The 25,113-nt window shown below is 66.4% G+C and carries 23 protein-coding genes; 11 read left to right on the plus strand and 12 right to left on the minus strand.

From position 1 onward, the window contains the following. The first annotated feature begins 59 nt into the window (after positions 1-59). The 5 genes from ACQ5BL_RS18775 (at position 60) to ACQ5BL_RS18795 (ending at position 4,861) form a co-directional block, all read left to right on the plus strand. On the plus strand, positions 60-764 hold the full coding sequence (locus ACQ5BL_RS18775; protein ID WP_207884945.1) for an NAD(P)H-dependent oxidoreductase: 705 nt from the start codon (positions 60-62) through the stop codon (positions 762-764). Between the two features lie 390 nt (positions 765-1,154). After that, on the plus strand, positions 1,155-2,090 hold the full coding sequence (locus ACQ5BL_RS18780) for a LysR family transcriptional regulator (RefSeq protein ID WP_207884946.1): 936 nt from the start codon (positions 1,155-1,157) through the stop codon (positions 2,088-2,090). A gap of 181 nt (positions 2,091-2,271) precedes the next feature. Further along, complete coding sequence (locus ACQ5BL_RS18785; RefSeq protein WP_207884947.1) at positions 2,272-2,466, plus strand: hypothetical protein; 195 nt, start codon at positions 2,272-2,274, stop codon at positions 2,464-2,466. Between the two features lie 382 nt (positions 2,467-2,848). Further along, the gene (locus tag ACQ5BL_RS18790; protein WP_243807450.1) at positions 2,849-3,832 is read left to right on the plus strand and encodes a hypothetical protein; all 984 of its coding nucleotides are present in this window, start codon (positions 2,849-2,851) and stop codon (positions 3,830-3,832) included. A 36-nt stretch (positions 3,833-3,868) separates the two neighbouring features. Next, complete coding sequence (locus ACQ5BL_RS18795) at positions 3,869-4,861, plus strand: hypothetical protein (RefSeq protein ID WP_243807451.1); 993 nt, start codon at positions 3,869-3,871, stop codon at positions 4,859-4,861. On the opposite strand, the gene ACQ5BL_RS18800 is transcribed toward ACQ5BL_RS18795, so the two are convergent. Beyond that, positions 4,843-6,177, minus strand: coding sequence for a sigma-54-dependent transcriptional regulator (locus ACQ5BL_RS18800; protein WP_243807452.1), 1,335 nt, complete (start codon positions 6,175-6,177; stop codon positions 4,843-4,845). The two genes, ACQ5BL_RS18795 and ACQ5BL_RS18800, sit on opposite strands and share 19 nt — an antisense overlap. Next, complete coding sequence (locus ACQ5BL_RS18805; RefSeq protein WP_243807453.1) at positions 6,174-7,937, minus strand: sensor histidine kinase; 1,764 nt, start codon at positions 7,935-7,937, stop codon at positions 6,174-6,176. The genes ACQ5BL_RS18800 and ACQ5BL_RS18805 overlap by 4 nt, the downstream gene beginning before the upstream one ends. A gap of 105 nt (positions 7,938-8,042) precedes the next feature. Here ACQ5BL_RS18805 and ACQ5BL_RS18810 point away from each other — a divergent pair, with 105 nt between their 5' ends. From ACQ5BL_RS18810 to ACQ5BL_RS18820, 3 genes are all read left to right on the plus strand, one after another. After that, positions 8,043-8,921, plus strand: coding sequence for an alpha/beta fold hydrolase (locus ACQ5BL_RS18810; protein WP_243807454.1), 879 nt, complete (start codon positions 8,043-8,045; stop codon positions 8,919-8,921). Then, positions 8,918-9,292 carry a DUF7079 family protein gene (locus ACQ5BL_RS18815; RefSeq protein ID WP_243807455.1) on the plus strand — a complete coding sequence of 125 codons (375 nt, stop codon included), beginning with the start codon at positions 8,918-8,920 and terminating at the stop codon, positions 9,290-9,292. Before ACQ5BL_RS18810 ends, ACQ5BL_RS18815 begins: the two co-directional genes overlap by 4 nt. Before the next feature lie 118 nt (positions 9,293-9,410). Next, positions 9,411-9,812 carry a hypothetical protein gene (locus ACQ5BL_RS18820; protein WP_243807456.1) on the plus strand — a complete coding sequence of 134 codons (402 nt, stop codon included), beginning with the start codon at positions 9,411-9,413 and terminating at the stop codon, positions 9,810-9,812. Positions 9,813-9,817: 5 nt separating this feature from the next. Here ACQ5BL_RS18820 and ACQ5BL_RS18825 read toward each other — a convergent pair whose 3' ends face one another. Next, complete coding sequence (locus ACQ5BL_RS18825; RefSeq protein WP_279577312.1) at positions 9,818-10,270, minus strand: DUF3301 domain-containing protein; 453 nt, start codon at positions 10,268-10,270, stop codon at positions 9,818-9,820. 147 nt (positions 10,271-10,417) lie between these two features. On the opposite strand from ACQ5BL_RS18825, the gene pdxY reads away from it, so the two are divergent. Next, complete coding sequence (pdxY, locus tag ACQ5BL_RS18830; protein ID WP_243807458.1) at positions 10,418-11,287, plus strand: pyridoxal kinase PdxY; 870 nt, start codon at positions 10,418-10,420, stop codon at positions 11,285-11,287. A 112-nt stretch (positions 11,288-11,399) separates the two neighbouring features. On the opposite strand, the gene ybaL is transcribed toward pdxY, so the two are convergent. From ybaL to ACQ5BL_RS18855, 5 genes are all read right to left on the minus strand, one after another. Further along, the gene (gene ybaL, locus ACQ5BL_RS18835) at positions 11,400-13,103 is read right to left on the minus strand and encodes a YbaL family putative K(+) efflux transporter (RefSeq protein WP_243807459.1); all 1,704 of its coding nucleotides are present in this window, start codon (positions 13,101-13,103) and stop codon (positions 11,400-11,402) included. Between the two features lie 205 nt (positions 13,104-13,308). Next, the gene (locus tag ACQ5BL_RS18840) at positions 13,309-13,788 is read right to left on the minus strand and encodes an acyl-CoA thioesterase (RefSeq protein ID WP_207884956.1); all 480 of its coding nucleotides are present in this window, start codon (positions 13,786-13,788) and stop codon (positions 13,309-13,311) included. 193 nt (positions 13,789-13,981) lie between these two features. After that, positions 13,982-14,740, minus strand: a complete 759-nt coding sequence (locus ACQ5BL_RS18845) for an SDR family NAD(P)-dependent oxidoreductase (RefSeq protein ID WP_207884957.1) — start codon at positions 14,738-14,740, stop codon at positions 13,982-13,984. 350 nt (positions 14,741-15,090) lie between these two features. Continuing rightward, positions 15,091-16,458 (minus strand): glutamine synthetase family protein, encoded by a 1,368-nt coding sequence (locus ACQ5BL_RS18850; RefSeq protein WP_207884958.1) that lies wholly within the window; start codon positions 16,456-16,458, stop codon positions 15,091-15,093. A 123-nt stretch (positions 16,459-16,581) separates the two neighbouring features. Then, the gene (locus tag ACQ5BL_RS18855) at positions 16,582-17,976 is read right to left on the minus strand and encodes an aspartate aminotransferase family protein (RefSeq protein ID WP_243807460.1); all 1,395 of its coding nucleotides are present in this window, start codon (positions 17,974-17,976) and stop codon (positions 16,582-16,584) included. 203 nt (positions 17,977-18,179) lie between these two features. On the opposite strand from ACQ5BL_RS18855, the gene ACQ5BL_RS18860 reads away from it, so the two are divergent. After that, a complete protein-coding gene (locus ACQ5BL_RS18860; RefSeq protein WP_279577303.1) occupies positions 18,180-18,845 on the plus strand; it encodes a GntR family transcriptional regulator in 666 nt (221 codons plus the stop codon). An 86-nt stretch (positions 18,846-18,931) separates the two neighbouring features. Here ACQ5BL_RS18860 and ACQ5BL_RS18865 read toward each other — a convergent pair whose 3' ends face one another. From ACQ5BL_RS18865 to ACQ5BL_RS18875, 3 genes are all read right to left on the minus strand, one after another. After that, positions 18,932-19,144 carry a YgdI/YgdR family lipoprotein gene (locus ACQ5BL_RS18865; RefSeq protein ID WP_015479678.1) on the minus strand — a complete coding sequence of 71 codons (213 nt, stop codon included), beginning with the start codon at positions 19,142-19,144 and terminating at the stop codon, positions 18,932-18,934. A 109-nt stretch (positions 19,145-19,253) separates the two neighbouring features. Beyond that, a complete protein-coding gene (locus ACQ5BL_RS18870) occupies positions 19,254-19,655 on the minus strand; it encodes an SMI1/KNR4 family protein (protein WP_207884961.1) in 402 nt (133 codons plus the stop codon). A 160-nt stretch (positions 19,656-19,815) separates the two neighbouring features. Further along, a complete protein-coding gene (locus ACQ5BL_RS18875; RefSeq protein ID WP_243807461.1) occupies positions 19,816-20,694 on the minus strand; it encodes a Tim44 domain-containing protein in 879 nt (292 codons plus the stop codon). Between the two features lie 261 nt (positions 20,695-20,955). On the opposite strand from ACQ5BL_RS18875, the gene ACQ5BL_RS18880 reads away from it, so the two are divergent. After that, complete coding sequence (locus ACQ5BL_RS18880; protein ID WP_243807462.1) at positions 20,956-22,719, plus strand: cation:proton antiporter; 1,764 nt, start codon at positions 20,956-20,958, stop codon at positions 22,717-22,719. Positions 22,720-22,835: 116 nt separating this feature from the next. Here the strand turns inward: ACQ5BL_RS18880 and uvrD are convergent, their stop codons facing one another. Next, positions 22,836-25,016, minus strand: coding sequence for a DNA helicase II (gene uvrD, locus ACQ5BL_RS18885; protein WP_243807463.1), 2,181 nt, complete (start codon positions 25,014-25,016; stop codon positions 22,836-22,838). Between the last annotated feature and the right edge of the window lie 97 nt (positions 25,017-25,113).

Below are 25,113 nucleotides of genomic sequence, written 5' to 3' on the forward strand. Positions count from 1 at the left end.
CCCACCGGGAGAGGGCTGGGGTGAGGGCAGCGCCGCTCACCGACTTGTCAGGAATCCCTATGAACGTACTGATCGTCCACGCCCACAACGAACCGCAATCCTTCAGCACCGCGCTGTACCAACTCGCCGAGGAAACCCTGCGTGGCCAGGGCCATGAGGTGCAGGTCTCCGACCTCTACGCGATGAACTGGAACCCGGTAGCCAGCGCCGCCGACTTCGGTGCCCGCGCCAACCCGGACTACCTGGTCTATGCCCTGGAACAGCGCGAAGGCGCCAAGGCCAAGACCATCGCCGCCGACATCCAGGCCGAGCTGGACAAGCTGCTCTGGGCGGACCTGGTGATCTTCAATTTCCCGATCTACTGGTTCTCCGCGCCGGCCATTCTCAAGGGCTGGTTCGACCGCGTGCTGGTCTCGGGCATCTGCTACGGCGGCAAGCGCTTCTACGACCAGGGCGGCCTGGCCGGCAAGAAGGCGCTGGTGACCGTGACCCTCGGCGGGCGCGACCACATGTTCGGCGAAGGCGCCATCCACGGCCCGCTGGAAGACATGCTGCGGCCGATCCTGCGCGGTACCCTGGCCTACACCGGCATGACCGTGCTGCCGCCCTTCGTCGCCTGGCACGTGCCCTATATCAGCAACGACGCGCGCGTGGACTTCCTGCGCCAGTACCAGGACCGCCTGCAGAACTTGGAGAACGACCAGCCGCTGGAGTTCGTGCGCCTGGACCAGTTCGACGAGCGCCTGTACCCGCTGCCGCGCTGACCGCTTTCGCTTTTTGTAGGAGCGAGCTTGCTCGCGAACAGATTCCCGGCGACTCCGGAATGAAGTGGGTTCGCGAGCAAGCTCGCTCCTACACATTCCGGCTCGACTCCGGTGCTCCGGTCAGAAATGAAAAAGGGCGGCCATCCGCAGATGGCCGCCCCAGGAGAAAAAGTCAGTCGCTGCAGCCAGGTATGCGCGGGGGAGAGGGCCGTCGATTGGTGTATCGGCGGCCGTACGATGAGCCTGGTATGCCCAACGTTGCTGCAGCGACTTGGCTGGCACTATACGCAGTAACAATCGCCAGAAAACGACCCTATACTGCGATTCAGTTTTGCGACGAAGACAACAATGGTCGTCGTTTCCTACAGGCTGAAATGAGCAGGGGGCTCCATGGACGTACTTCACGCGATGCGGGCCTTCGTCCGCGTGGTGGACGCCGGCAGCTTCACCGCCGCCGCCAACGCCCTGGGGTTATCCACAGCCCAGGTCTCGCGCGTCGTCTCCGATCTCGAATCCCAGCTCGAAGCCCGCCTGCTGCACCGCACCACCCGCCGTCTGGCGCTGACCGAAACCGGTGAGCGCTACCTGCAGCGCTGCCGGGAAATCCTCGCCGATGTCGACGAGGCGGAAGCCGAAGCCAGCGGTGCGCACCTCAATCCCCGTGGCCGCCTGCGCGTGCATTCGCTCACCGGCCTGGGCCAGCAGCACCTGATCCCGCTTATCTCCCGCTACTGCGAGTCCTTCCCCGAGGTCTACATCGAGCTGACCCTGGCCCAGCGCCAGCCGGACATCCTCGAAGAAGGCCAGGACGTGGTGATCACCCGCGACCGCGAACTGCCCGACTCCGAATTCGTCGCCCAGACCCTGGGCACCATCTACAGCGTGCTCTGCGCCAGCCCCGAGTACCTCAAGCGGCGCGGCACCCCGCAGACCGTGGCCGACCTGCACCAGCACCAGTGCCTGCGCCTGCAGGACCCGACATTCCCGGAAGGCTGGGCTTTCGAAGAGGGCAACGAGGCCAGCGTGATCCGCCCGCGCGACACCTTCATGGTCAATGTCGCCGAGGCGCTGACCGGCGCCGCCGCCGCTGGCATGGGCATCTGCCTGCTGCCCAGCTACGTCGCGGCGCCCGCGCTGCGCAAGCGTTCGCTGGTGCGGGTGCTGCCCCGGCACAGCCTTCACGTGCGGCAGATCTACGCGCTGTACCCGTCGCGGCGCTTCCTCGACGCGAAGATCCGCACCTGGGTGGAGTTCCTCAAGGCGGAGCTGCCCCGGGTCTTCGCGGAAGATGAAGCAGCGCTCAACGATCCCGTCAACTGGGCCTGAGCCGCCACCTGGCTGCGGCAGAACGCCGCGGACGCTCTATATCAGGCTTCTTGATCGAATACCGGCGATTGTTGCTTTTTAGGCAATGCTTTGTTGGTTAGCTAGCTATTTTTCTACCCACTGTTGCGCCGTAACCTTTCCACATCCCCGACCAACCGGGTGTTCAGAAAGGATCTTCATCATGTCCCGTTCGCTTTTTGTTGCTGCCCTGCTGTCCGTTTGCACGCTGTCCTTCACCCAACTGAGCTTCGCCGAAGAATCGCGCCTGATGACCAACAAGATGGTCGAGGCCAACCAGGCGGCCATCGCTCAGCAACAGGCCCAGTCCGCCGAGCAGACTGCCAAGGCCGCCGCCGACAGCCGCGCCGATTCCTGATCGGCCACTTCCCCCGGGAGGCCCGGTGCGTGAGCCGGGCTTCTCAACACCTTGCGCCGCATATGACATGCGGCGTTTTTTTGCCCGAATTTTCTGCGGCCAGCCGGCGACTGTTACAGATGCGGTAACAGTCTTTCGCTGCCAGTGGCCTGTATTCCTGTCTTATCGGTCAATATACTTGACCCAACAGCGCTGCTTTCGAGGAGCGTCGTTCCCGGCCTCACCGCCGGCAAGCTTCCCGACGTCGATATGTGATTGCTCCGAATCGACGTCTATCTCAAGGCCGCTGCTATCAGCGGCTTTTTTTTTGCCTGCACGCAACGTGCTGGCAACGGCGCAAGGCTTCTGGTGGAATCGGCGCGGATCGACAAGGACGCTGCCCATGAACACCGACAACCCCTTCGCCACGCCGCAGGCCGAGCTGACCTCGTCAGAGTCCGTGCCGGCGCCCGCTTCCCGCCAGCCTTATCCCTTCATCGCCGCGCAGATCGTCGCGACCCTCTGTCTGTTCAGCCTCAGCATCGGTTGGCAATGGTTCAACAGCGCAGAGCAGTTCCGGGAGCAGATGGAGCGCGTCATGCCGATGCTGATCTCCAGCACGGTGGGCAGCCTGCTCATCTACAGCGCTGCCGTCCTGCTGCTGGTGCATGGCCAGTGCGAGCGCCACGGCATCCTGCGCTTCCGTCCGCTGGGCGCGCTGCTGGCGGTCTACCTGGTGCTGTATCTGCTGAGCAGCCTGGCGCTCAATGCCGGTCTGGCCTTCCTTGGTACCTCGTTCTACGGCTGGGCGCTGGAGCAGGAAAGCCGTCAGTTCTGGGTGCTCCTGTATACGCAGGGCAGCGGCCTGTTGAACCTGCTGCTGACCTGCCTGCTGCCCTTGTGGCTGGTGCTGTGCCTGGCCCGCTCTCGCTCGGAGCGCATCGCCAGGGGGCTGCGCACGCCCGTGGCCGGCTGGCAGGTGGCGTTGGGCATCGGGCTGTGCTTCAGCGCGGTGCTCTACAAGGTGGCGTCATCCCTGGCGGTCAGCGTGATAATGCTCTACCGGGAGGGCGACTACTGGCAGCCGCTCTTCCAGTTCATCGGCTGTGCGGTGCCTTTCGCAGTGGTCATGCTGGCGGCAAGGGCGCGGTTGCCCGCGCAGGTGGCGCGCTTTGCCGCGGGCAGGGTCCTGGGCGCCTCGCTGGTGCTGCTGACGATGTGGGGCGTCTGCGTGCTGCTCTGCTCGATTGCGCTGGCGTTCCTGGTGCTGGACGGCGGTAACTATCTCAATCCGCCGCCGATCGTGCTGATGCCCGCCGTCCTCTGCCTGGCAGCGCTCTGGCCACTGACGCGGTGGAGCACCGGTTGGTTCTTCCCCCCGGCATAATGGCGCTTCGTTTCAACTGCCGAGGATGCCGAAGCCGTGCAGGAAAGCCCCTTCATCCCCCCACGGGCCGGGTTGCGCGCCGAAACGGAATATCCCGTCCCGGCACTCTGGCAACCCTATCTCGCGGTGGCCGTGCTGTTCCTGCTTGGCATCGGCGCGCAGGTGCTGGGCAGGCTGTGGCAATGGCACAGCGGTGTGCCCGTCGAACGACTGTTGCAGACACTGCCGGGGCAACTCGGCGCCTGGCTGTCCTCGCTGGCCGTCAGTGGCGCCCTGGTGGTGCTGTTCATGCAGGCCCAGCGGGAGCGGCACGGGATCCTGCGATTCCGCCCCCTGGCGGTCATCGCGGTGGCGTTCTTCGCGTTGCAGATGGTCGCCGATCAGCTCTACAGCAAGATCCTCGTCCAGCCGATACAGGAGTTCGCCTTCTGGCTGGGCGATCTCAGCGACCAGTCGTTCCTCGTCATACCGGTCGCGCTCATTGGCGGGGTGCTGGTGCAGCTGGCGTTGTACCTGATCTGCCTGTGGATGGTTCTGGCGGCGACCCGCTCGCGCTCTGAACGCCAGACCTCGGAGGCGCTGCCGCCGATCCGGCGGATGCACGTCGCGCTCGGGGTTGCCCTTGCTTTCGCCGGGCTCACCGCCAAGCTGCTGTCGGGGCTGGTGCGTCTCTTCGTGCTCAACCGGATGGGGTATTGGGGGACTGCGCTGGAGGTCCTGGCATGGATGCTTCCCGCCGCGCTGGTGCTGCTGTGCGTCTACGCGCGGCTGCCGAACCGGCTGCAGCGTTATGGCGCCGGCCGCGTCCTGCTGGCGGGCTTGACCGTCGGCCTTGGCTGGCTGCTGTGCACGGCGCTGTTCGGCGCGCTCGGCTATGTGTTGTTCCATGACGCGCTGATGCGTATGCAGACCTCCGCGGGCCTGCCCCTGGTCGCGTCGATCTCGATCCTCGGGCCGCTGCTGTTGTTGGCCGGCAGCACCTGTCTTGGCGCGCGCTGGTTGCCGGGGCGTCAGTCCTCGCCCAGGTAATCCCCACGGCTCAGGCCATGGCGCTGCATCTTCTCGTTGAGGGTGCGGCGCGGCAGGCCGAGCAGCTCCATCACCGCCTTGATGTCGCCCTTGCACTGGCCCAGCGCCTGGCGGATGCACTGCGCCTCGTAGGCTTCCATGCGTTCGAACAGGCCGTTGCCGGCCGGCTCGATGGGCGTGTCGTCGCGGTCCAGGCCGAGCACGTGGCGCTCGGCGGCGTTGGCCAGTTCGCGCACGTTGCCCGGCCAGTCGTGGGCAAGCAGGCGAGCCAGTTCGGTGGCCGACAGCGGCATCGACTCGCGGCCGAATTTCTCGCTGGCCAGCAGCGCGTAGTGTTCGAACAGCAGCGGGATGTCCTCGCGACGCTCGCGCAGCGGCGGCAGGCGTAGTTCGGCGACGTTCAGGCGGTACACCAGGTCCTCGCGGAAGCGCCCGGCGCGGGCCTCTTCCAGCAGGTCCGGCTTGGTCGCGGCGATCACCCGCAAATCGACCTTGATGCTCTGGTTCGAGCCCAGGCGCTCCAGCTGCTGTTCCTGCAGCACGCGCAGCAGTTTCACCTGCTGGGCCAGCGGCATGCTCTCGATCTCGTCGAGGAACAGGCTGCCGCCGTTGGAGTGTTCCAGCTTGCCGACGCGCTTGCCCTGGGCGCCGGTGAAGGCGCCGCTCTCGTGGCCGAACAGTTCGCTCTCGAACAACTGCTCGGGGATCGCCGCGCAGTTCAGCGCGACGAAGGGCTTGCCGGCGCGCGGGCCGAAGTCGTGCAGGCAGCGCGCGACCAGTTCCTTGCCGCTGCCGGTTTCGCCACGGATCAGCACGTTCACCGGGGTGCCGGCCAGCGCCATGATCTGCCGGCGCAGGGTTTCCATCGGCCGCGACACGCCGAGCAGGCGCGATTCGATCTGGTTCTTGAGCGCCGCCTGTTCGCGCAGCTGGCGGTTTTCCTGAACCAGCCGGCGTTTCTCCAGGGCGCGGCGCAGGCTGTCGAGCAGGCGTTCGGGGGTGAAGGGTTTCTCGATGAAGTCGTAGGCGCCCTGGCGCATCGCCTGCACCGCCATAGGCACGTCGCCGTGGCCGGTGACCATGATCACCGGCAGGTCGCGGTCCTGCTGCTGCAGGCGTTCGAGCAGGGCCAGGCCATCGGTGCCGGGCATGCGCACATCGCTGATGATCACGTCGGGCAGTTCGCGCGCCACGCTCTTCAGGCACTCGTCGGCGCTGCTGCACAGGCGCACGTCGAAGCCGGAGAGTTGCAGCCACTGCTGCACGGCTTCGCGGATGGCGGCTTCGTCGTCGACGAAGAGAATGGTCTGGCTCATGCTCGGATTTCTTCCGGGGCGGCGGGCAGGCTCAGGTGGAACAGCGCGCCGCCGGAGGGCTGGTTGGCGGCGCCGAGGCGCCCGCCGAGTTCATGGACGATGCCGTAGGATACCGCGAGCCCCAGGCCCAATCCTTCGCCTACCGGCTTGGTGGTGAAGAAGGGATCGAAGACGCTGGCGAGGTTGGCTTCGTCGATGCCGGGGCCGTTGTCGGCGACGTCCAGGCACCAGTGATCGCCTTCGCGGCGCAGACTCAGGGTGATCTGCGGGTGTTCGATGCCGGCCAGCGCATCCAGGGCGTTGCGCAGCAGGTTGACCAGCACCTGTTCCAGGCGGATCGCATCGCCCAGCACCCAGGCCGGCTCGTCCAGCTGCCGGACGACTTCCACCCGCTCGTCGCGGATGCGCACGGCGAGCAGGTGCAGCGCCTGGTCCAGCACATGGCCCAGCTCGATGCGCTCGCGCAGGCCGCCGGGGGTCTTGCGGGCGAAGGTCTTCAGGTGGCCGGTGAGTGCGGCCATGCGTTCCAGCAGTTCATCCACCCGCTGCAAGGCGCTGCGGGCGTCGTCCTGGCGGCCGGCGTCGAGCAGCAGGCGCACGCTGGCCAGCTGCATGCGCTGGGCGGTGAGCGGCTGATTGATCTCGTGGGCCAGCGCCGCGGACATCTGCCCCAGCGCGGCCAGCTTGGCGGCCTGCACCAGGCCGTCCTGGGCGGTGCGCAGGGCGGCGGTGCGCTGCTCGACCAGTTGTTCCAGTTCCGCCTGGTTGCGCTGGCGCAGGCGGGCGAGGCGTCGCCGCTGGTGCAGCCAGAGCACCAGGAACACCAGCGCCAGCCAGGCGCCGGCGGCGGCGAGGCGGGCGCTGGTGACGTCGTTCTGGATGCTGCCGGCGTCACGCAGCAGGTGCAGGGTCCAGTCGTCCTCGGGCAGCTCGACCGATTGCCAGAGGTAGTCGCCGCCGATGTCCTGGCCTTCCACCCGCGTCATCCGGGCGTTGTCGCCCAGGCGTTGGAGGGTCTGGTGGGACAGGGCGCTCAGCGGGTGCTGGTGGTACTGGCGGGTGTCCCTGAGTTCGGCGCGGGCCACGGCGTCCAGCGGCAGCAGCTCGCGGTAGCGCCAGCGCGGGTGGTTGGCGAGGAACACGATGCCCTTGCTGTCGCTCACCAGCACCACGTCCGGGGTCTGGCTCCACTGGCGTTCCAGGTCGGGGAACTCCAGCTTGACTACGATGGCGCCGAGGAAGTTGCCGGCGTCGTCGCGCACGGCGTTGGACAGGAAGTAGCCGGGAATCCCGGTGGTCACGCCGACCGCATAGAAGCGCCCGGCGCCCTGGGCGATGGTCTGGCGGAAGTAGGGGCGGAAGCTGTAGTTGTGGCCGACATAGCTGGTCGGCAGGTCCCAGTTGCTCGCCGCCACCGCCAGGCCGTCGCGGTCGAGCACTTCCAGGGTGGAGGAGCGTGCCGCGGCGTTGATCTGTTGCAGCTTGAGGTTGAGCCGGTGCTGCCGCTCGCCGGTCACCGGGCCTTGCAGGGCGCTGCGCAGGTCCGGGTCGAGGGCGAGCACCGCCGGAATGCTGCGGAAGCGCTCGATCAGGGTGTGCAGGGAATTGGCGTAGAGGCCGAGCTGCTCGTGGGCCGCCTCCGTCTCGGCGAGCAGCGCGCGGTGCCGCGCCTGTTCGCCCGCCCAGTACGCCGACAGCAGCAGGCCGGCCAGCAGGAGCAGGCTGATCAGGGCGAGGCGAAGGGGGCGGGGAAGCGGCATTTTCGAAGCAAGTCGAGCATAGGACGGCGACGATAGCATGTTGTCGCACTGGTTCGGCGGCCGGCCGCCTCGCTACACTGCGGGCATCCCGACGGAGACGCATCCATGCAGTTGTTGTCCTGGACCCACGAAGGGTCCGCCGGTTTCACCCTGCGCGGCTGGCGCAGCGAGCCCAGCGGCAAACCGCTGCTGCACTTCATTCATGGCAACGGTTTCTGCACCCGCGCCTATGAGCCGCTGCTCAAGCTGCTGGCGAAGGATTTCGACCTCTGGCTGTGCGATGTCCAGGGCCACGGCGACAGCGACCATGGCGGGCGCTTCCACGGCTGGAACCGCAACGCCGAGATGGCGGTGGAAGCCTTCGAGGCCGGGCGTGGGCCGTTCGGCGACGTGTCGCGTTACGCCTGCGGGCACAGTTTTGGCGGCGTGCTGACCAGCCTGATCCTCGGGCGTCATCCGCAGCTGTTCCGTCGCGCCGTGCTGCTCGATCCGGTGCTGTTCACCCCGGCGATGATCGGCGTGATGGCGCTCTCCGAGGTGCTCGGCCTGCACCAGCGCCGCACCATGGTGCAGAAGGCGCGCGCCCGGCGCAGCCAGTGGCCGGACCGTGAAGCCGCCTACGCCAGCCTGCACGGCCGGGGCATCTTCAAGGGCTGGACCGACGCCGCGCTGTGGGCCTATGTGGAGCACGCGATGAAGGCGGTGGAGGGCGGCGTCGAACTGAAATGCCGGCCCAGCCGCGAGGCGGAAATCTTCAGCTCCTTCCCCAAGCGCCTGTGGCCGTCGCTGAACAAGGTGGTGACGCCGACCCAGGTGCTGTTCGGCGAACACACCTATCCCTTCGTGCCCAAGGCGGTGGCGCGCTGGTGCGCGAGCAACCCGGTGATCAGCGGGCAATGCGTCGATGGCGGGCACTGCTTCATGCAGGAGTATCCCGAGGACAGCGCGGAGCGCGTTTCGCGCTTCCTGCTGGGCCACGAATGAACGATCCGGCCCGCGAGTCCGTCTGGCTGGCGCTGTCCGAGCTATGGCTGGACACCGAGCTGGATAAATCCGATCGCGCCGCCATTGCGAAGACCCTGGCGATCAGCGGGTTTTCCGTGGCGGAACTGGAGGCGATCTACCGCCTGGAAGTGGCGCCGGTGGTCTGGACCAACGCCTGGGCGACGGCGGGCGTGTGGCAAGGCTTCGATCCGGACTGGCTGTTCGAGGCCTGCCGGCGCAACCAGAAGCGCCGGCATTCGCTGTGGCACCGTGGGCGTTGCCGGCTGCTACGGCGGGCGATGACGGCGGCGGTCGAGGACGACTGGCAGAGTGTAAAGGCGTTAGTCCAGGGGGCTACCCTCGCTCGATGAGAGCGTTTTCACATCCGGGATAATCCGGGGGAGCACCTGTATGTCCGTGCTCGACGTTGTGGTATCTGGCCACATGTCCAACGGTTGCAGGTAAAGGTCGGTGAGCAGAAGGAGCAGGGTGCTGCGTGCGGTAGCGGTGGCGGTAGGCGTGTATGCCGTTTTCATGGCGACAGCGTATCTGGCCATCTTCATCGAGGTGAAGACTCACCTGGAGAAAGGGCCGTTCGAGTATCTCTACTCCGACGCCGGCTTCTTCCCAGATGATGAGCCCCATGGCGTTCACTGCTCCACCTCCCTGTTCAGCATCAGGCCCGACAAGTTATTGACCCAGAATCTCCTGACCCAGGCTGGAATCCTCAGCTGGTCCGGTGAGGTGCCCATTCACTTCGGTGCGCTGGTTGCCGGTGATGGCCTGTACTACTGGAGTTTCAAGGAGCGGCGCTTGCTGAAGGCGTCTGAGGACTCGGCGATGGTCGGCTACAGAGACTTCGCGCAGCGTGGATATCGCTGTCGCGACTAGGTACTTCAGTCGCCGACCTTCTTGTCCTGGTGCGCCCGGCGCCATTCGTCCAGGCGCACCACTTCGGCCTTGGGGCGCGACGGCGGGGTGTCGTCGAACACCGCGTCGACGATCTCGTCATCGACCGGGTTGAAGGTCGCAACCGGCGCGACGACGGTCGCCCGCGGCTCGGGCGTCATGCGGAAGGGCGCCAGCTCGATGCGGCCCAGGTAGTGGCCGAACATGCGGATGGTGCCGTTGTAACGTTCCTGCCCGGTGGCGGTGAATTCGAAGCCGTATTCACGGGCCAGGCGCAGATGGTTGCGGCCATCCCGGCGGAAGCGGATGCGCTGCAGGGCCATGGCTTCGTCGAGCAGTTCCACGCCCTCGCGCGCGCAGTGCTGCTTGGCCAGGACCAGCGCACGCTCGCGGATGCCGTGGGCGCGCCACCACCAGGCGGCAGCCGCGACAACCAGCATGAAGACGAAAAGATTGCCCAGGTCCACTTCTACTTCCTCGGAATCGGCGCATCAGCTTACTCACTCCGCCGCCGGGCGGCGAGGGGCGGATGTTCACAGCCCGTGAATTGCGCCCCATACTGCCCCATTCCGTTGCAGGACACCGTTATGTCGCGCACTCCCCACGTTCTCGCCATCCAGTCCCACGTCGTGTTCGGCCATGCCGGCAACAGCGCCGCCGAGTTCCCCATGCGCCGCGTCGGGGTCAACGTCTGGCCGCTGAATACCGTACAGTTCTCCAACCATACTCAGTATGGCCACTGGACCGGCCAGGTGCTGCCGCCGGAGCAGATTCCCGCGCTGGTCGACGGCATCGCCGCCATCGGCGAACTGGGCAACTGCGATGCGGTGCTGTCGGGTTACCTGGGCAGCGCGGAGCAGGGGCGTTCGATCCTCGAAGTGGTACGCCGTATCCGCGAGGTGAACCCGCGCGCGGTGTACCTGTGCGACCCGGTGATGGGCCATCCGGAAAAGGGCTGCATCGTCGCCCCGGAAGTCGGTGAATTCCTGCTCAATGAAGCCGCCGCCGTGGCCGACTACCTGTGCCCGAACCAGCTGGAGCTGGACAGCTTCTGCGACCGCCAGCCGACCTCGCTGGAGGACTGCATTGCCATGGCGCGCGGCCTGCTGGAGCGCGGCCCGAAGGCGGTCCTGGTGAAGCACCTGAACTATCCGGGCAAGCCGGCGGACGCCTTCGAGATGCTGCTGGTGACGCCGGGCGAGACCTGGCACCTGCGCCGTCCGCTGCTGGCTTTCCCGCGCCAGCCGGTGGGGGTGGGGGATCTCACCTCCGGGCTGTTCCTCGCCCGCCTGCTGCTGGGCGACGACCTGCGCAGCGCCTTCGAATTCTGCGCCGCCGCCGTGCATGAAGTGCTGCTGGAGACCCAGGTTTGCGGCAGCTACGAGCTGGAGCTGGTGCGGGCGCAGGATCGCATCGCGCATCCGCGGGTGAAGTTCGAGGCGGTGAAGCTGGGGTGAGTTGAGCGCGGTTATTCGCGTTCGGGGCGCTTCCCTGTAGGAGCGGGCCATGCCCGCGATCGCGCGCATGGCGCGCTCCTACAAAGTGGCATCCGCTCCGCGCAGGGGATGCTCAAGCCGACTGCGGCAACTCGTCGTCGCTGACGGCCCTTTCGGCACCCTGCCGCTCCACCTGCTCGACCATTCCCCGGGCGATTTCCCGCTCGCCCATGATCACCAGATTGGCGCCGTTCTGCTCCAGGTAGTCCACCTCGGCATCGAAGTGGGCACGGGCGACGATGTTCAGATCCGGGTTGATCGCCCGCGCGTGGCTGGCGATGGTCCCGGCCTCGAAACCGTTGGGAATGGCGATCAGCAGCCAGCGCGCCGAGGCGATGTTGGCCTGGGCCAGCACCTCGGGATGGGCAGCGTTGCCGACCACCACGCACAGGCCGTGCTCGCGCAGTTCGGCGGCCTTCTCGCGCTTGTCCTCGATCACCACCAGCGGCACCTTGTCCTGGCGCAGGCGCTCGCTCACCAGCGCGCCGACCCGGCCGTGGCCGATGAGGATTGCATGGTCATGCTCCAGCACCGGCGGCGGCAGGTCCTGGGCCTCTACCTGCACCACGCCCGGCTCGCTTTCGGCCTTCTGCGCCTGGCGCGCCTGCAGGCGGTCGATGGCGATGAACAGCAGCGGGTTGACCAGGATCGACAGGATCGCCCCGGCCAGCACCAGGTCGCGGCCCGCCTCGGGCAGCAGGTGCAGGCTGACGCCCAGGCCGACCAGGATGAAGGAGAACTCGCCGATCTGCGCCAGGCTCGCGGCGATGGTCAGCGCGGTGCTGTTGGGGTGGCCGAACATCCGCACGATGACGTACGCCGCCACCGACTTGCCGAAGACGATCACCAGGAAGGTCGCCAGTACCGGCAGCGGCTCGTGGATCAGGATGGCCGGGTTGAACAGCATGCCCACCGAGACGAAGAACAGCACGGCGAAGGCGTCGCGCAGCGGCAGCGAATTCTCAGCGGCCTCGTGGCTCAGCTCGGATTCGTTGAGGATCATCCCGGCGAAGAAGGCGCCGAGGGCGAAGGACACGCCGAAGATCACCGCCGAGCCGTAGGCGATGCCCAGGGCGATGGCCAGCACGGCCAGGGTGAACAGCTCGCGCGAACCGGTCTTGGCCACCCGCTCCAGGGCCCAGGGCACGATGCGCCGGCCGCCGAGAATCATCACCGCGACGAAGGCGGCGACCTTGCCCAGGGTCAGCAGGATCGGCATCAGCACGCTGCCTTCGTTGCCGTCGGAGGTGCCGCCCAGGGAGCCGGCCAGCGCCGGCAGCAGCACCAGGGTGAGGACCATCGCCAGGTCCTCGACGATCAGCCAGCCGATGGCGATGCGGCCGCGCTTGGTGTCGATCAGCTGGCGCTGCTCCAGGGCGCGCAGCAGCACCACGGTACTGGCCACCGACAGGGCCAGGCCGAACACCAGGCCGGCGCCGAACTGCCAGTCCATCATCCAGGCCAGGCCCATGCCGAGCAGGGTGGCGACGCCGATCTGCACCACCGCGCCGGGGATGGCGATGGCTTTGACCGACAGCAGGTCCTTCAGCGAGAAGTGCAGGCCGACGCCGAACATCAGCAGGATCACGCCCAGTTCGGCGATCTCGCCGGACAGCGCCTGGTCGGCGACGTAGCCGGGGGTGAAGGGGCCGGCCAGCACGCCGGCGACCAGGTAGCCCACCAGCGGCGAAATACGCAGGCGGTTGGCCAGGGCGCCAAGGACGAAGGCCAGCACGAAGCCGACGGCGAGGGTGGTAAGCAGGGGCGTGTGATGCATGGTCTGGGCTCCGGGCACGCAGGGAGCAACCGGAGCCGGTGGGCCCGGGTTGCTCGAAGGTGGATCACGGGGGCAAACCCGCGTACGAAAACTCTAGGCGCTGGAATGAATTCCTACATTGCTTTCGCGCAAGAGTAACCCGTTGACGCGACAGAATTTTTTCGAGGCACAGGCAATTCTTATCAAGAAATGTCGCGATCGTCTGTCATTCGTCGCGAATTGCCTTGTAGCGTTGTTCCAGCTCCTGGCGCAGCTGGCGACGCTGCTGGGCCTGGGCGAAGCGGCGTTTCTCGTCCTTGGTCTGCGGCTCCAGCTGCGGCACCGCGGTGGTTTTGCGCTCGTCATCGAGCGCCACCATGGTGAAGAAGCAGCTGTTGGTGTGGCGCACCGACTTCTCGCGGATGTTCTCGGTGACCACCTTCACGCCGATTTCCATGGAGGTGCGGCCGGTGTAGTTGACCGAGGCCAGGAAGGTGACCAGTTCGCCGACATGGATCGGCTCGCGGAAGATCACCTGGTCCACCGACAGGGTGACGACGTAGTGGCCGGCATAGCGGCTGGCACAGGCATAGGCGACTTCGTCGAGGTACTTGAGCAGGGTGCCGCCGTGGACATTGCCGGAGAAGTTGGCCATGTCGGGGGTCATCAGGACGGTCATGCTGAGCTGGTGGTTGCCGGGTTCCATGCTGTTCTCTGTGGCCAATGGAAAAGGGACCCACTCTGGACGCACCGGGGCGGGGCTCGCGACACAGTTTTTTCTATACCGCCGATTGGCGCCTGGCACCAGTGGAGGCTCCGCCAGCGGTGTATCCGTCGTTCGATCAACGCCCCGCAACGACAACGGGCGGCCATGGCCGCCCGTTGTCGGTGGTGCCGGATCAGCGTCCGGCGGAGAGACCGAAGTCGATGGCCAGGTCCGCGCCGGTGATGGCTTCGGATTCCGGTTTGCAGAGGTACCAGACCAGTTCGGCGACTTCTTCCGGGCGGATGAAGCGCGCCACCTTGCCCTGTGGATAATCTTTCAGCAGTTCGAGTTTGTAGGCTGCCGGATTGCCCTGGCCATAGCGCTCGGCCTGGTAATCGAGCATCGGCGTGGCGATGTCGGCGGGCGAAATGGCGTTGACCCGCACGCCCGACTCGGCCAGTTCCAGCGCCAGGGTGCGGGTGAGCATGGTCAGCGCCGCCTTGCTCGCGCAGTAGGCCGCGGAGCCGCGATAGGCCTGGCGGCCGGAGTCGCTGGAGATGTTGACGATGCAGCCGTGGTTCTCCTTGAGATAAGGCGTCGCCGCCTGGCACATGTAGAAGGCAGCCTTGAGGTTCACGCCCATTACCAGGTCGAAGTCGTCCTCATTGAAGTCTTCCACCGGCCCTTCGCGCCAGACGCCGGCGGCGTTCACCAGGGCGTCGAGGCGGCCGGTGCGGGCGAGGATGTCGGAGACCAGGCTGTGGCAGTTGTCGGCGCGTCGCAGGTCACCGACGGCGGTGGCATCCAGCGGCACCTGGGCGTTCAACGCGTGCAGGCCGGCTTTATCCACATCGGTGGCGGCGATGCGCCAGTGGCTTTGGGCGAAACGTTTGGCGATGGCTTTTCCGAGGCCACCGGCGGCGCCGGTGATCAGTACGACAGGAGTGCTCATTGTCTACGGGTTCTCCCTGCCTGAGAGAGGACGGCGGCCGGCAGGCAGTACCGGCGGCGCCGAGGTGACCACGAAGCGCGTCTGCGCCCCGTGCAATTACAGACCAAGAAAAGACCAGATTCTTCAGTCTGACAGGGTAAATTTTTCGTAAGGCTGTCGTGGGTCAGTGGGGAGGGTTGAGTTGGTCGTGTCCCCGGCAAGTTCAAAGGCCCCTCACCCTAACCCTCTCCCGGAGGGAGAGGGGACTGAATGGTGCAGGATGAAACTGCGCAATCAGCCGGCACGGACGGCCCCCTCTCCCTGAGGGAGAGGGCTGGGGTGAGGGGGAAGCCCTGGCACCGAGCGACCATTCACGCGTGATTCAGGTACCAGCGCCAGTCCTGCTCGCCGACCTCGCCCATGAACTGGCGGTACTCCTCCCACTTGATCGCCAGGAACACCTTGAGGAATTCCTCGCCCAGCGCCTCGCGGGCCCAGGTAGAGGACTCCAGCGCGCGCAGCGCGGTGAGCCAGTCGGTGGGGAGGAATTCGGTGGCCTGCTCGTAGCCGTTGCCGACGATGGGGGCACCCGGATCGATCTGCTCGCGGATGCCTTCGTGGATGGCCGCGAGGATCGCCGCCGCCGCCAGGTACGGGTTGGCGTCGGCGCCGCAGATGCGGTGCTCGATGTGCCGGCTCTTGGCCGGGCCGCCGGGTACGCGGAACGACACGGTGCGGTTGTTCACGCCCCAGCTCTTGGCCAGCGGCGCATAGCTGTTGGCCTGGAAGCGGCGGAAGGAGTTGGCGTTGGGGCAGAAGATTGCCAGGGAATCCAGCAGGCGCGCCATCATGCCGCCGATGGAGTGGCGCAGCAGCGGGGTGCCGTGGATGTCTTCGCTGGCATAGAGGTTGTTGCCCTGCTCGTCGGCGAGGCTGACGTGCAGGTGCATGCCGCTGCCGGCGCGGTCGCCGAACGGCTTGGCCATGAAGCAGGCCTGCAGCCCGTGCTTGTTCGCCACGCCCTTCACCAGGCGCTTGTAGCGCACGCCTTCGTCGATGGCCTGCATCACGTCGAAGCGGTGTTCCAGGGTCAGCTCGACCTGGCCCGGCGCGTATTCGGAAATTGCCGTGCGCACCGGCAGGCCCTGGGCTTCGCACGCGGCGTAGAGGTCGTCGAGGAACGGCTGCAGCTGTTCCAGTTCGTAGACGCCATAGACCTGCGGCGCCTCCGGGCGGATGCCGTTCATTTGCACTGCCGGCTGCGGACGGCCGTTGGCGTCGCGCTGCTTGTCCAGCAGGTAGAACTCCAGCTCCACCGCCATCACCGGGTGGAAGCCGTCGGCCTTCAGCCGGTCGACCACGCGCAGCAGCGCCTGGCGCGGATCGGCCGGGGTGGCCGGCAGGCCCTGGGTCGGGTGCATGCTCACTTGCAACTGCCCGGTGGGGCTGGCGCGCCAGGGTTGCAGGGTCAGGCTGCCGGGCAGCGGATAGGTCCAGCAGTCGGCGTCGGCGACTTCCCAGACCAGGCCGGTGCCTTCGACGTCCTCGCCCTGCACGGTCAGCGCGAGGATCGAGCTGGGCAGCGGGCGGCCGTTGTCGTAGATCGCCAGCAGCTCGTCACGGTGCAGCAGCTTGCCGCGCGGGATGCCGTTGGAATCGATGATGAAGAGTTCGATGCTGCGCACGTCCGGGTGGGCGGCGAGGAAGGCTTCGGCTTCCTTTCGATCGGCGAATTGCATGGTGGTCCTCGATGGCGCTAGGCGCCGAATTGTTCTTTTTGTAGGAGCGGACTTTGTCCGCGATCCGCCGGCAGGCGGCGAAAAGCATCGCGGACGAAGTCCGCTCCTACGGGTTCCTGGAGATCAGGCCTCGCGCGCGCCGGGGATCGCCAGCAGCTCGGTGATGCCGGCATCGAGGGTCTCGATCAGGCGATCCACGTCGGCGGCGGTGGTGTCCGGGCAGCACAGGGTCATGTTGTGGAACGGCGTGATGAGGATGCCGCGGTTGATCAGGTATAGGTGCAGGGCCATCTGCAGTTCGTCGTGGAAGGCCGCTTCGGCCTCGGCGCCGGTGCGCGGGGAGACGGGGCAGAACTGGAATTCGCTGCGCGCGCCCAGCTCGGTCACCGACCACTTCAGCTCGTGCTTGGCGATCAGCCGGCGGAAGCCGTCGGCCAGGCGCTTGGCCAGCGGCAGCATGTGGTCGTAGGCCGCCTGGGTCATCACCTGTTCCAGATTGGCGCGCATGCAGTGCATGGCCAGGGCGTTGGCCGAGAGCGTGGTGCCCATGCCGCTGTGGCCGTGGCCATGACTGTCTTCCTGGGCGCTCTTGCGCGAGGCAGCCATGCGTTCGGCCATCTCCGCGCTGCAGCCGAAGATGCCGCAGGGTACGCCGCCGGCGATCGGCTTGCCGACCACGAAGAAGTCCGGGTCGAGGTTCCACAGCCTGGTGCAGCCACCGATATTGGTGGAGATGGTGTGGGTTTCGTCGATGATCAGCAGCGAACCGTATTTACGGGTCAGCTCGCGGCACTTCTGCATGAAGCCCGGATCGGGCAGGACCATGCCGATGTTGGTCATCGCCGGCTCGCACAGCAGGGCGCAGACGTCGCCCTGGGCCAGCGCGGCTTCCAGTGCTTCCACGTCGTTGAAGGGGATGGAGCGGCTGTGCTGGGTCAGGTCGTAGGCCTGGCCGACCAGGCCGGAGCGGTGCACGGTCTCGCCGTCGCGGTAGCGCACCATCACGTCGTCCACGGTGCCGTGGTAGCAGCCGTCGAACACCAGCAGCGTCTTGCGCTTGGTCACCGCGCGGGCCCAGCGCAGCACGTAGCGGTTGGAGTCGGTGGCGGTGGCGGTCACCTGCCAGTAGGGCAGGCCGAAGCGCTCCGCGAGCAGCTCGCCGCAGACCACGGCGTCTTCGCCGGGGAGCATGGTGGTCAGGCCGCGGGCGCCTTGTTCGGCGAGGGCGCGGGCGATCGGCGCCGGAGAGTGACCGAACATGCTGCCGGTGTCGCCCAGGCAGAAGTCCACATAGTCATGGCCGTCCACGTCGTAGAAGCGGGCGCCCTGGGCGCGCTCGACGAACAGCGGGCAGGGCGTGGACCAGTCGGCCATCCAGTGCATCGGCACGCCGGCGTACAGCGACTTGTGCGCACGCTCGGCGAGGGCGACGGACTTGGGATTCTGTTCCAGGAAGCGCTGGCGCTCACGGGCGGTGAAGAGATCAACGGCCTGTTGGGCGATTCCGCTGGCGGTCATGTTGCACACCTCGTTTGTTATTTCGCACATCTTCCATTTGTGATCACAAAAATGTCAATACAGAAGATGTGTAGCCTGATAATCTGGCCTGTAACAAATTCTGTGATCACAGATTGAAAAAAAGGATACGCAAGATGATGCACAACTGCAGCCTGACCTTCGCCCAACTGCCGGCGCCGCCGGCCGGCCGGGAGTGATGTGCGATGGCCGACAACCTTCAGGAACAGCTGTACCTGGACCTGCGCCAGGCTCTCTTGAGCGGGCGCTTCCAGCCCGGCGAGCGGCTCAAGATCCGTGATCTGGCCGAAGAATGGGGCACCAGCCCGATGCCCGTGCGCGCCGCCCTGCAGCGGCTGGTGGCCGAGGGTGCGCTGGAAGGCGAGCCGCAGCGCTCGCTGCGGGTACCGGTGATGACCCGCGAGCGCTATCTGCAGATCCTGCAGGTGCGGCAGTCGCTGGAGGGCTTGGCAGTGGAGGACGCGGCCCGGCATCTGCGCCCGGCTGACATGGAGGTGCTGCGCGAATGCACCGAGCGCATGGAAACCGCGCTGAACGCCCGTGACGTCCAGGGCTATCTCGACGCCAACAGCCTGTTCCACCTCACGCTCTACAGCGCCTGCGGCAACCCGACCCTGTTGCGCATGATCGAGGCGCTCTGGCTGCAGGTCGGGCCGTTCTTCAACCGCCTGTTCACCGAGGCCGACCTGTCGCTGCGCCTGAACGATTTCCACGAAGACGCGCTGCGCGCCCTGGAGCGCGGCGATGGCGCAGGCGCGCGCAAGGCCATCGAGCAGGACCTGGGCTATTGCGGCCAGTACCTGCTCAATCTGCTCGAACTGGAAAGCGGGGGACGGCTGGGGGCGCGATAGGCCCCGCAGCAAAGCGGACAGGATCAGCCAGGAGCGCGGGCGCTGCGCTCAGCTCCTGGCTGATCGATATCTCACCGTGTCGGCATTCAAGGCGTCTTGATGAAGCGGACGTTGTCCTTCTTGATCAGGATCGTTTCGCCATTGAGCTGCTCGAATTCGTAGTAGTCATTGTATTTGTCGTAATCAGAGTGATCCTTCACCAGGATTTCGCTGCCATCCTGCAGCGTCACCACGGCCTTGTCGGCGCATCCGGCGAGACCGAGCAGCAACAGGCTGGTGAACAGGGCTTTGAACTTCATAGCATCTCCACAACAAGGCATCGTGCCTGGCCTGGACAGCAAAGGGGCCGAAGGTACGGTGAGTTGCCAGTGAGACCATCGAAGTGTCAGGAAATTCCGAAGCTCGCGATCAGGTGTCGAGCCATACGTCGCGTGCCCAGGTCCAGACCGAGTCCCAGGTCTCTTCGGTGAGCTCGCCGTCGGCCCAGAGCACCACTTCGCCGTCCTCGGCCACCGCGTAATAGTCGTCACCATCGGCGCAGAGCGGGATCAGCTCGCGCGGCAGGCCCATGGCCCAGGCCACGGCGGCCACTTCCGGCAGGTAGGTATGGGACTGCGGATCGGTCACCGTGACCGGCTCCAGGCGGCCATAAACCACGTCGCTGACCTGCAGCAGAAATTCGCGGAATTCCGACGGAATGCCAATCAGCAGGGCTTCTTCGATCTCCACCAGCAGTTCTTCGTCCGGCAATTCCAGCGGGACGGGAACCGGTTCGTTCGCTTCACGCAGTTTTTCGATCACATCTTCCACAGGCGGGGCCTCTCTACGTCTGGATGGTGGCGCGCTTTATACAGTAGTAGCCGGCACTTCGCGCAAGGCCACTGCCGTGGCGGTGGCCGGACGGGCGGTGGCTCCCAGCGAAAACGAAAAAGCCCGGCAAGGCCGGGCTTTTCCAGTGTTGCGCGCAGGATCAGTTCTGACGGATGCCCGCCACCAGCCAGGGCTGGTTCTCGCCCTGGGCACGCTCCATGCGCCAGCTTTCGCTGAAGGGCTCGCCCTGGTCGAAGCGCGAGGTCTTCGACACGCCGCTGAAGGTCAGGGTGGCGATGGTCTTCTCGGCGTTGTCGTCCACGCCTTCCAGCTGCACATCGAGGTTGTCGATGTAGGTGGACTGGTAGCCGTCGCCCAGGTCGGCGCGCTCCTGCTTGAGGAACTGCAGCATCTGCGGGGTGACGAACTCGGCGATCTTGTCCATCTCGTTGGCGTCCCAGTGCTGCTGCAGGGCCATGAAATGCTCGCGGGCGGCGCCGACGAAGCGGGTTTCATCGAACCAGCTCGGTGCGTTGATCACCGGACGGGTGTCCATGACCGGACGGGACGCGCCACCGAAGACCGACGGCTGGGCCGGCATTTCACGCTGCATCGGCGCATGTCCACCGGCCATGGCGGGCTGGTGACCCTGCTGCTGGCGGCGACGGGAGGCGATGAAGCGGAAGGCGATGAACGCGATCAGCGCGATGATCAGGATGTCCAGGAACTGCATGCCCTGGAAGCCGTCGCCCATCAGCATGGAGGCGAGCAGGCCACCGGCGGCGAGGCCGGCCAGCGGGCCGAGCCAGCGCGAAGCGCCGCTCTTGGCGGCGGCGCCGGCAGCACCTGCGGCGGCACCGGTCGCGGCCGGGGCGGCGGTGGGAGAAGTCGGGGCGGCGGAAGGTTGCGCCTGGCGGGTCTGGTGGCTCGGCGCCGAGCCCATGCTCTTGCCGCCACCGAAACGCTTGGCGGCGTTGACGTCGAGGCTGAGCGTCACGGCGACACAGAAGGCCATGGCAAGGCTGAGAAAGCGCTTCATCGTTGTCATTCTCTTGGTTGGTATTCGACGCGCGTCATGTTGCCGAGCAATGCCTTAGAGGACCAGTCGGATTTTGTTTCGCGCTGTTGCCCTGTCTTTTTCGGGCTCGCCGCTTAGATGGGGTCTATGGATTCCCTTTCCAAATCAGTCTGTTACTGATTTTTTCAGAGCCGCCCGCCGGTCGGGTCGGGTGTTAGGCTTCGCTGAGCGAGGCCATTCGCCGCGCGATCCCCAGACCCCACGCCGCGAGGACCGCCGACCATGCATGCCATCGACTTCATCCAGGACCTCGCGGTGATCATGCTGATCGCCGGCTTCGTCACCATCCTCTGCCACCGCTTCAAGCAGCCGGTGGTGCTGGGCTACATCATCGCCGGGGTGATCATCGGCCCGCACACCCCGCCCTTCGCCCTGGTGCACGACCAGGAGACGATCAAGACTCTCGCCGAACTGGGGGTGATCTTCCTGATGTTCTGCCTGGGCCTGGAGTTCTCCCTGCGCAAGCTGTTCCAGGTCGGCGCCACGGCGTTCATCGCCGCCTTCCTGGAAATCACCCTGATGATCTGGGCCGGCTTCGAGATCGGCCGGCTGTTCGACTGGAACACCATGGATTCGCTGTTCCTCGGCGCGATCCTGGCGATGTCCTCCACCACCATCATCATCAAGGTCCTGGGCGACCTGAAGATGAAGAACGAACGCTTCGCCCAGCTGATCTTCGGCGTGCTGATCATCGAGGACATCCTTGGCATCGGCATCATCGCGCTGTTCTCCGGCATCGCCGTGAGCGGCACGGTAGAAGCCGACCAGGTGTTCTCCACGGTCGGCAAGCTCAGCCTGTTCATGGTCGTCGCGCTGGTCGTCGGCATCCTGCTGGTGCCGCGCCTGCTGGCCTACGTGGCGAAGTTCGAAAGCAACGAGATGCTGCTGGTGACGGTGCTGGGCCTGTGCTTCGGCTTCTGCCTGCTGGTGGTGAAGCTGGAATACAGCATGATCCTCGGCGCCTTCCTGATCGGCGCGATCATGGCCGAGTCGCGCCAGCTGGTGCAGATCGAACGCCTGATGGAGCCGGTGCGCGACATGTTCAGCGCGATCTTCTTCGTCGCCATCGGCCTGACCATCGACCCGAAAGTGCTGGTGGACTACGCCGCGCCGATCCTGGTGATCACCCTGGTGGTGGTGCTGGGCAAGCTGGTGTCCTGCGGCGCCGGCGCCTTCATCGCCGGCAACGACGGGCGCACCTCGATGCGCGTGGGCATGGGCCTTTCGCAGATCGGCGAGTTCTCCTTCATCATCGCCGCGCTGGGCATGAGCCTGGGGGTGACCAGCGACTTCCTTTATCCGGTGGTGGTCGGCGTCTCGGCCATTACCACGCTGCTGACGCCCTACCTGATCCGCTCCGCCGACCCGCTGGCGCTGTACCTGGGGCGCAGCCTGCCCTCGCCCATGGTGCGGGTGTTCAGCCTGTACGGCGAATGGCTGCGCAGCATCAAGCCGCGTGGCGACAAGGCGATCCTCGCCGGGATGATCCGCCGCATCCTGCTGCAGGTGGGAGTGAACCTGACCCTGGTGATCGCCATCTTCTTCGGCCTGGCCTACTTCGCCGGGACCATTTCCCAGTGGCTGGCCGATGTCGTCGAGCAGGAAGCGCTGCACAAGGCGCTGGTCTGGGGCGCCGCGCTGCTGCTGTCGCTGCCGTTCCTGATCGCCGCCTACCGCAAGCTCAAGGCGCTGGCGATGCTGCTGGCGGAAATGGGCGTGAAGGCGGAAAGCGCGGGCCGCCATACGGCGCGGGTGCGCCGGGTGATTTCCGAGCTGATCCCGCTGCTGTCGCTGGGCGGCATGATGCTGCTGCTGGCGGCGCTGAGTTCCAGCATCCTGCCGCCGGGCGAGCTGCTGGTGGTGGTGGCGCTGATCGCGGCGCTGGTGATCGCGGTGTTCTGGCGCTGGTTCATCCGCGTGCACTCGCGGATGCAGGTGGCGCTGATCGAAACCTTCGAGCAGAACGGCGGTGGGCATCACCCTTGATGTCGCTGCCGAACGGGGCGTAGGAGCGGACTCTGTCCGCGATGTTCCGAGCTTGCTGAGAGCTATCGCGGACGGAGTCCGCTCCTACGTATCCCGGTGAGTTCGCTGCTAGCGCCTCAGATCGCTTCCAGCTTCGCGTAACCCATCATCAGCCACTTGCTGCCCTCGCTGTCGAAGTTCACCTGCACCCGCGCCTGGGCGCCGGAGCCTTCGAAGTTGAGGATCACGCCGTCGCCGAACAGCGGGTGGCGCACGGACTGGCCGAGGCTGAACGGGGTGTCCGGCACGCTGGCGCCGCTGAACAGGTTGCCGCTGCGCTGGTTGCCCGACAGCGGGCGGCTCACCGAGTTGGACAGGCGCACTTCCTGGATCAGGCTCGGCGGAATCTCGCGGACGAAGCGCGACACCTTGTTGTAGGTCTCGCTGCCGTACAGGCGGCGGGTTTCCGCGTAGGTCATGACCAGGCGCTGCATGGCGCGGGTGATGCCCACGTAGGCCAGGCGGCGTTCCTCTTCGAGACGGCCGGGCTCTTCCAGGCTCATCTTGTGCGGGAACAGGCCTTCTTCCATGCCGGCCAGGAACACCAGCGGGAATTCCAGGCCCTTGGCGCTGTGCAGCGTCATCAGCTGCACGCTGTCCTCGAAGGCGTCGGCCTGGGTGTCGCCGGACTCCAGCGCGGTGTGGTCGAGGAAGGCCACCAGCGGCGGGGTGTCCTCGTCGTCCGGGGTCTCGAAGGCGCGGGCGGCGCTGACCAGTTCTTCCAGGTTTTCCACCCGGGCCTGGCCTTTCTCGCCCTTCTCTTCCTTGTGGTAGGTGATCAGGCCGGACTGCTCGATGACGATCTGGGTCATCTGGTGCAGCGGCAGGCCTTCGACCTTCAGCGCCAGCAGGTCGACGGCTTCGAGGAAACCGTTCAGCGCACTGGCGGCGCGGCCGGCCACGGCCTTGGCGGCGATCACGTCGTTGATCGCGCGCCACATCGAGGTGCCGTTCAGGCGCGCGGCGTTGCGGATCGCCTCGACGGTTTTCTCGCCGATGCCGCGCGGCGGCACGTTGATCACCCGCTCCAGCGCGGCGTCGTCGTCGCGCAGGCGGATCAGGCGCAGGTAGGCCAGGGCGTTCTTGATCTCGGCGCGCTCGAAGAAGCGCTGGCCGCCGTAGATGCGGTAGGGGATCTTCTCCCGCAGCAGCGCCTCTTCCAGCACCCGGGACTGGGCGTTGGAGCGGTAGAGGATGGCGATTTCGCTGCGCTTGAGGCCGTCCTTGCGCAGGGCGTCCTCGATGGTCTCGACGATGTAGCGCGCCTCGTCGTGCTCGTTGAAGCCGGCGTACAGGGTGATCGGGTCGCCGTCGACGCCGTCGGTCCACAGCTCCTTGCCCAGGCGCCCGCTGTTGTTGGCGATCAGGGCGTTGGCGGCCTTCAGGATGGTCGCGGTGGAGCGGTAGTTCTGCTCCAGGCGGATGTCCTCGGTGCCGGCGAAGTCATCGGCGAAATGCTGGATGTTCTCGATCTTCGCGCCGCGCCAGCCGTAGATCGACTGGTCGTCGTCGCCTACCACCATCAGGCTCTCGCCGCCCTTGGCGAGGAAACGCAGCCAGGCGTACTGCACGGCGTTGGTGTCCTGGAACTCGTCCACCAGGATATGGCGGAAGCGCCGCTGGTAGTGCTCCAGCAGGCTCGGGCGGTTGCGCCAGAGGTCCAGCGAGCGCAGCAGCAGCTCGGCGAAGTCCACCACGCCGGCGCGGGCGCAGGCTTCTTCGTAGGCCTGGTAGATGCTGACCATGGTCGACAGGTACAGGTCGCCGCTGGCCTGGATGTTCTGCGGGCGGTTGCCCTCGTCCTTCTGCCCGTTGATGAACCACTGCGCCTGGCGCGGCGGCCAGCGTTGCTCGTCGAGGCCCAGCTCGCGCACCACGCGCTTGACCAGGCGCAGCTGGTCGTCGCTGTCGAGGATCTGGAAGTTCTCCGGCAGGTTGGCTTCCTGCCAGTGCGCGCGCAGCAGGCGGTGGGCCAGGCCGTGGAAGGTGCCGACCCACATGCCCGCCGGGTTGATCCCCAGCAACTGCTCGATCCGCGCGCGCATCTCGGCGGCGGCCTTGTTGGTGAAGGTCACGGCCAGGATGCTGTGCGGCGAGGCGCGCTCCACCTGGATCAGCCAGGCGATGCGGTGCACCAGCACGCGGGTCTTGCCGGACCCGGCGCCGGCGAGCACGCGCTGGCGCCCCAGCGGCGCGGCCACGGCCTGGCGCTGCGGGTCATTGAGGGAGTTGAGCAGGAGGGAGAGGTCGTCATTCATGGGGCGGCATTCTACCGGTGGGGCCGAAACCCCGGCAAACCGGCCCGCCGTTCGGCGGATTCCCGACGAAAGTTGGGCAGGCAGCCGGCGAAATGCC

The sequence above is a fragment of the Pseudomonas sp. B1-22 genome (assembly GCF_050474425.1).
GTDB lineage: Bacteria > Pseudomonadota > Gammaproteobacteria > Pseudomonadales > Pseudomonadaceae > Pseudomonas.

Excerpts from the sequence above, each read along its gene's own strand:
- ACQ5BL_RS18775 (WP_207884945.1), top strand. The coding sequence starts at position 60 with ATGAACGTACTGATCGTCCACGCCCACAACGAACCGCAATCCTTCAGC.
- ACQ5BL_RS18780 (WP_207884946.1), top strand. The coding sequence starts at position 1,155 with ATGGACGTACTTCACGCGATGCGGGCCTTCGTCCGCGTGGTGGACGCC.
- ACQ5BL_RS18785 (WP_207884947.1), top strand. The coding sequence starts at position 2,272 with ATGTCCCGTTCGCTTTTTGTTGCTGCCCTGCTGTCCGTTTGCACGCTG.
- ACQ5BL_RS18790 (WP_243807450.1), top strand. The coding sequence starts at position 2,849 with ATGAACACCGACAACCCCTTCGCCACGCCGCAGGCCGAGCTGACCTCG.
- ACQ5BL_RS18800 (WP_243807452.1), bottom strand. The coding sequence starts at position 6,177 with ATGAGCCAGACCATTCTCTTCGTCGACGACGAAGCCGCCATCCGCGAA.
- ACQ5BL_RS18805 (WP_243807453.1), bottom strand. The coding sequence starts at position 7,937 with ATGCCGCTTCCCCGCCCCCTTCGCCTCGCCCTGATCAGCCTGCTCCTG.
- ACQ5BL_RS18810 (WP_243807454.1), top strand. The coding sequence starts at position 8,043 with ATGCAGTTGTTGTCCTGGACCCACGAAGGGTCCGCCGGTTTCACCCTG.
- ACQ5BL_RS18815 (WP_243807455.1), top strand. The coding sequence starts at position 8,918 with ATGAACGATCCGGCCCGCGAGTCCGTCTGGCTGGCGCTGTCCGAGCTA.
- ACQ5BL_RS18825 (WP_279577312.1), bottom strand. The coding sequence starts at position 10,270 with ATGCTGGTTGTCGCGGCTGCCGCCTGGTGGTGGCGCGCCCACGGCATC.
- pdxY (WP_243807458.1), top strand. The coding sequence starts at position 10,418 with ATGTCGCGCACTCCCCACGTTCTCGCCATCCAGTCCCACGTCGTGTTC.
- ybaL (WP_243807459.1), bottom strand. The coding sequence starts at position 13,103 with ATGCATCACACGCCCCTGCTTACCACCCTCGCCGTCGGCTTCGTGCTG.
- ACQ5BL_RS18840 (WP_207884956.1), bottom strand. The coding sequence starts at position 13,788 with ATGGAACCCGGCAACCACCAGCTCAGCATGACCGTCCTGATGACCCCC.
- ACQ5BL_RS18845 (WP_207884957.1), bottom strand. The coding sequence starts at position 14,740 with ATGAGCACTCCTGTCGTACTGATCACCGGCGCCGCCGGTGGCCTCGGA.
- ACQ5BL_RS18850 (WP_207884958.1), bottom strand. The coding sequence starts at position 16,458 with ATGCAATTCGCCGATCGAAAGGAAGCCGAAGCCTTCCTCGCCGCCCAC.
- ACQ5BL_RS18855 (WP_243807460.1), bottom strand. The coding sequence starts at position 17,976 with ATGACCGCCAGCGGAATCGCCCAACAGGCCGTTGATCTCTTCACCGCC.
- ACQ5BL_RS18860 (WP_279577303.1), top strand. The coding sequence starts at position 18,180 with ATGGCCGACAACCTTCAGGAACAGCTGTACCTGGACCTGCGCCAGGCT.
- ACQ5BL_RS18865 (WP_015479678.1), bottom strand. The coding sequence starts at position 19,144 with ATGAAGTTCAAAGCCCTGTTCACCAGCCTGTTGCTGCTCGGTCTCGCC.
- ACQ5BL_RS18875 (WP_243807461.1), bottom strand. The coding sequence starts at position 20,694 with ATGAAGCGCTTTCTCAGCCTTGCCATGGCCTTCTGTGTCGCCGTGACG.
- ACQ5BL_RS18880 (WP_243807462.1), top strand. The coding sequence starts at position 20,956 with ATGCATGCCATCGACTTCATCCAGGACCTCGCGGTGATCATGCTGATC.
- uvrD (WP_243807463.1), bottom strand. The coding sequence starts at position 25,016 with ATGAATGACGACCTCTCCCTCCTGCTCAACTCCCTCAATGACCCGCAG.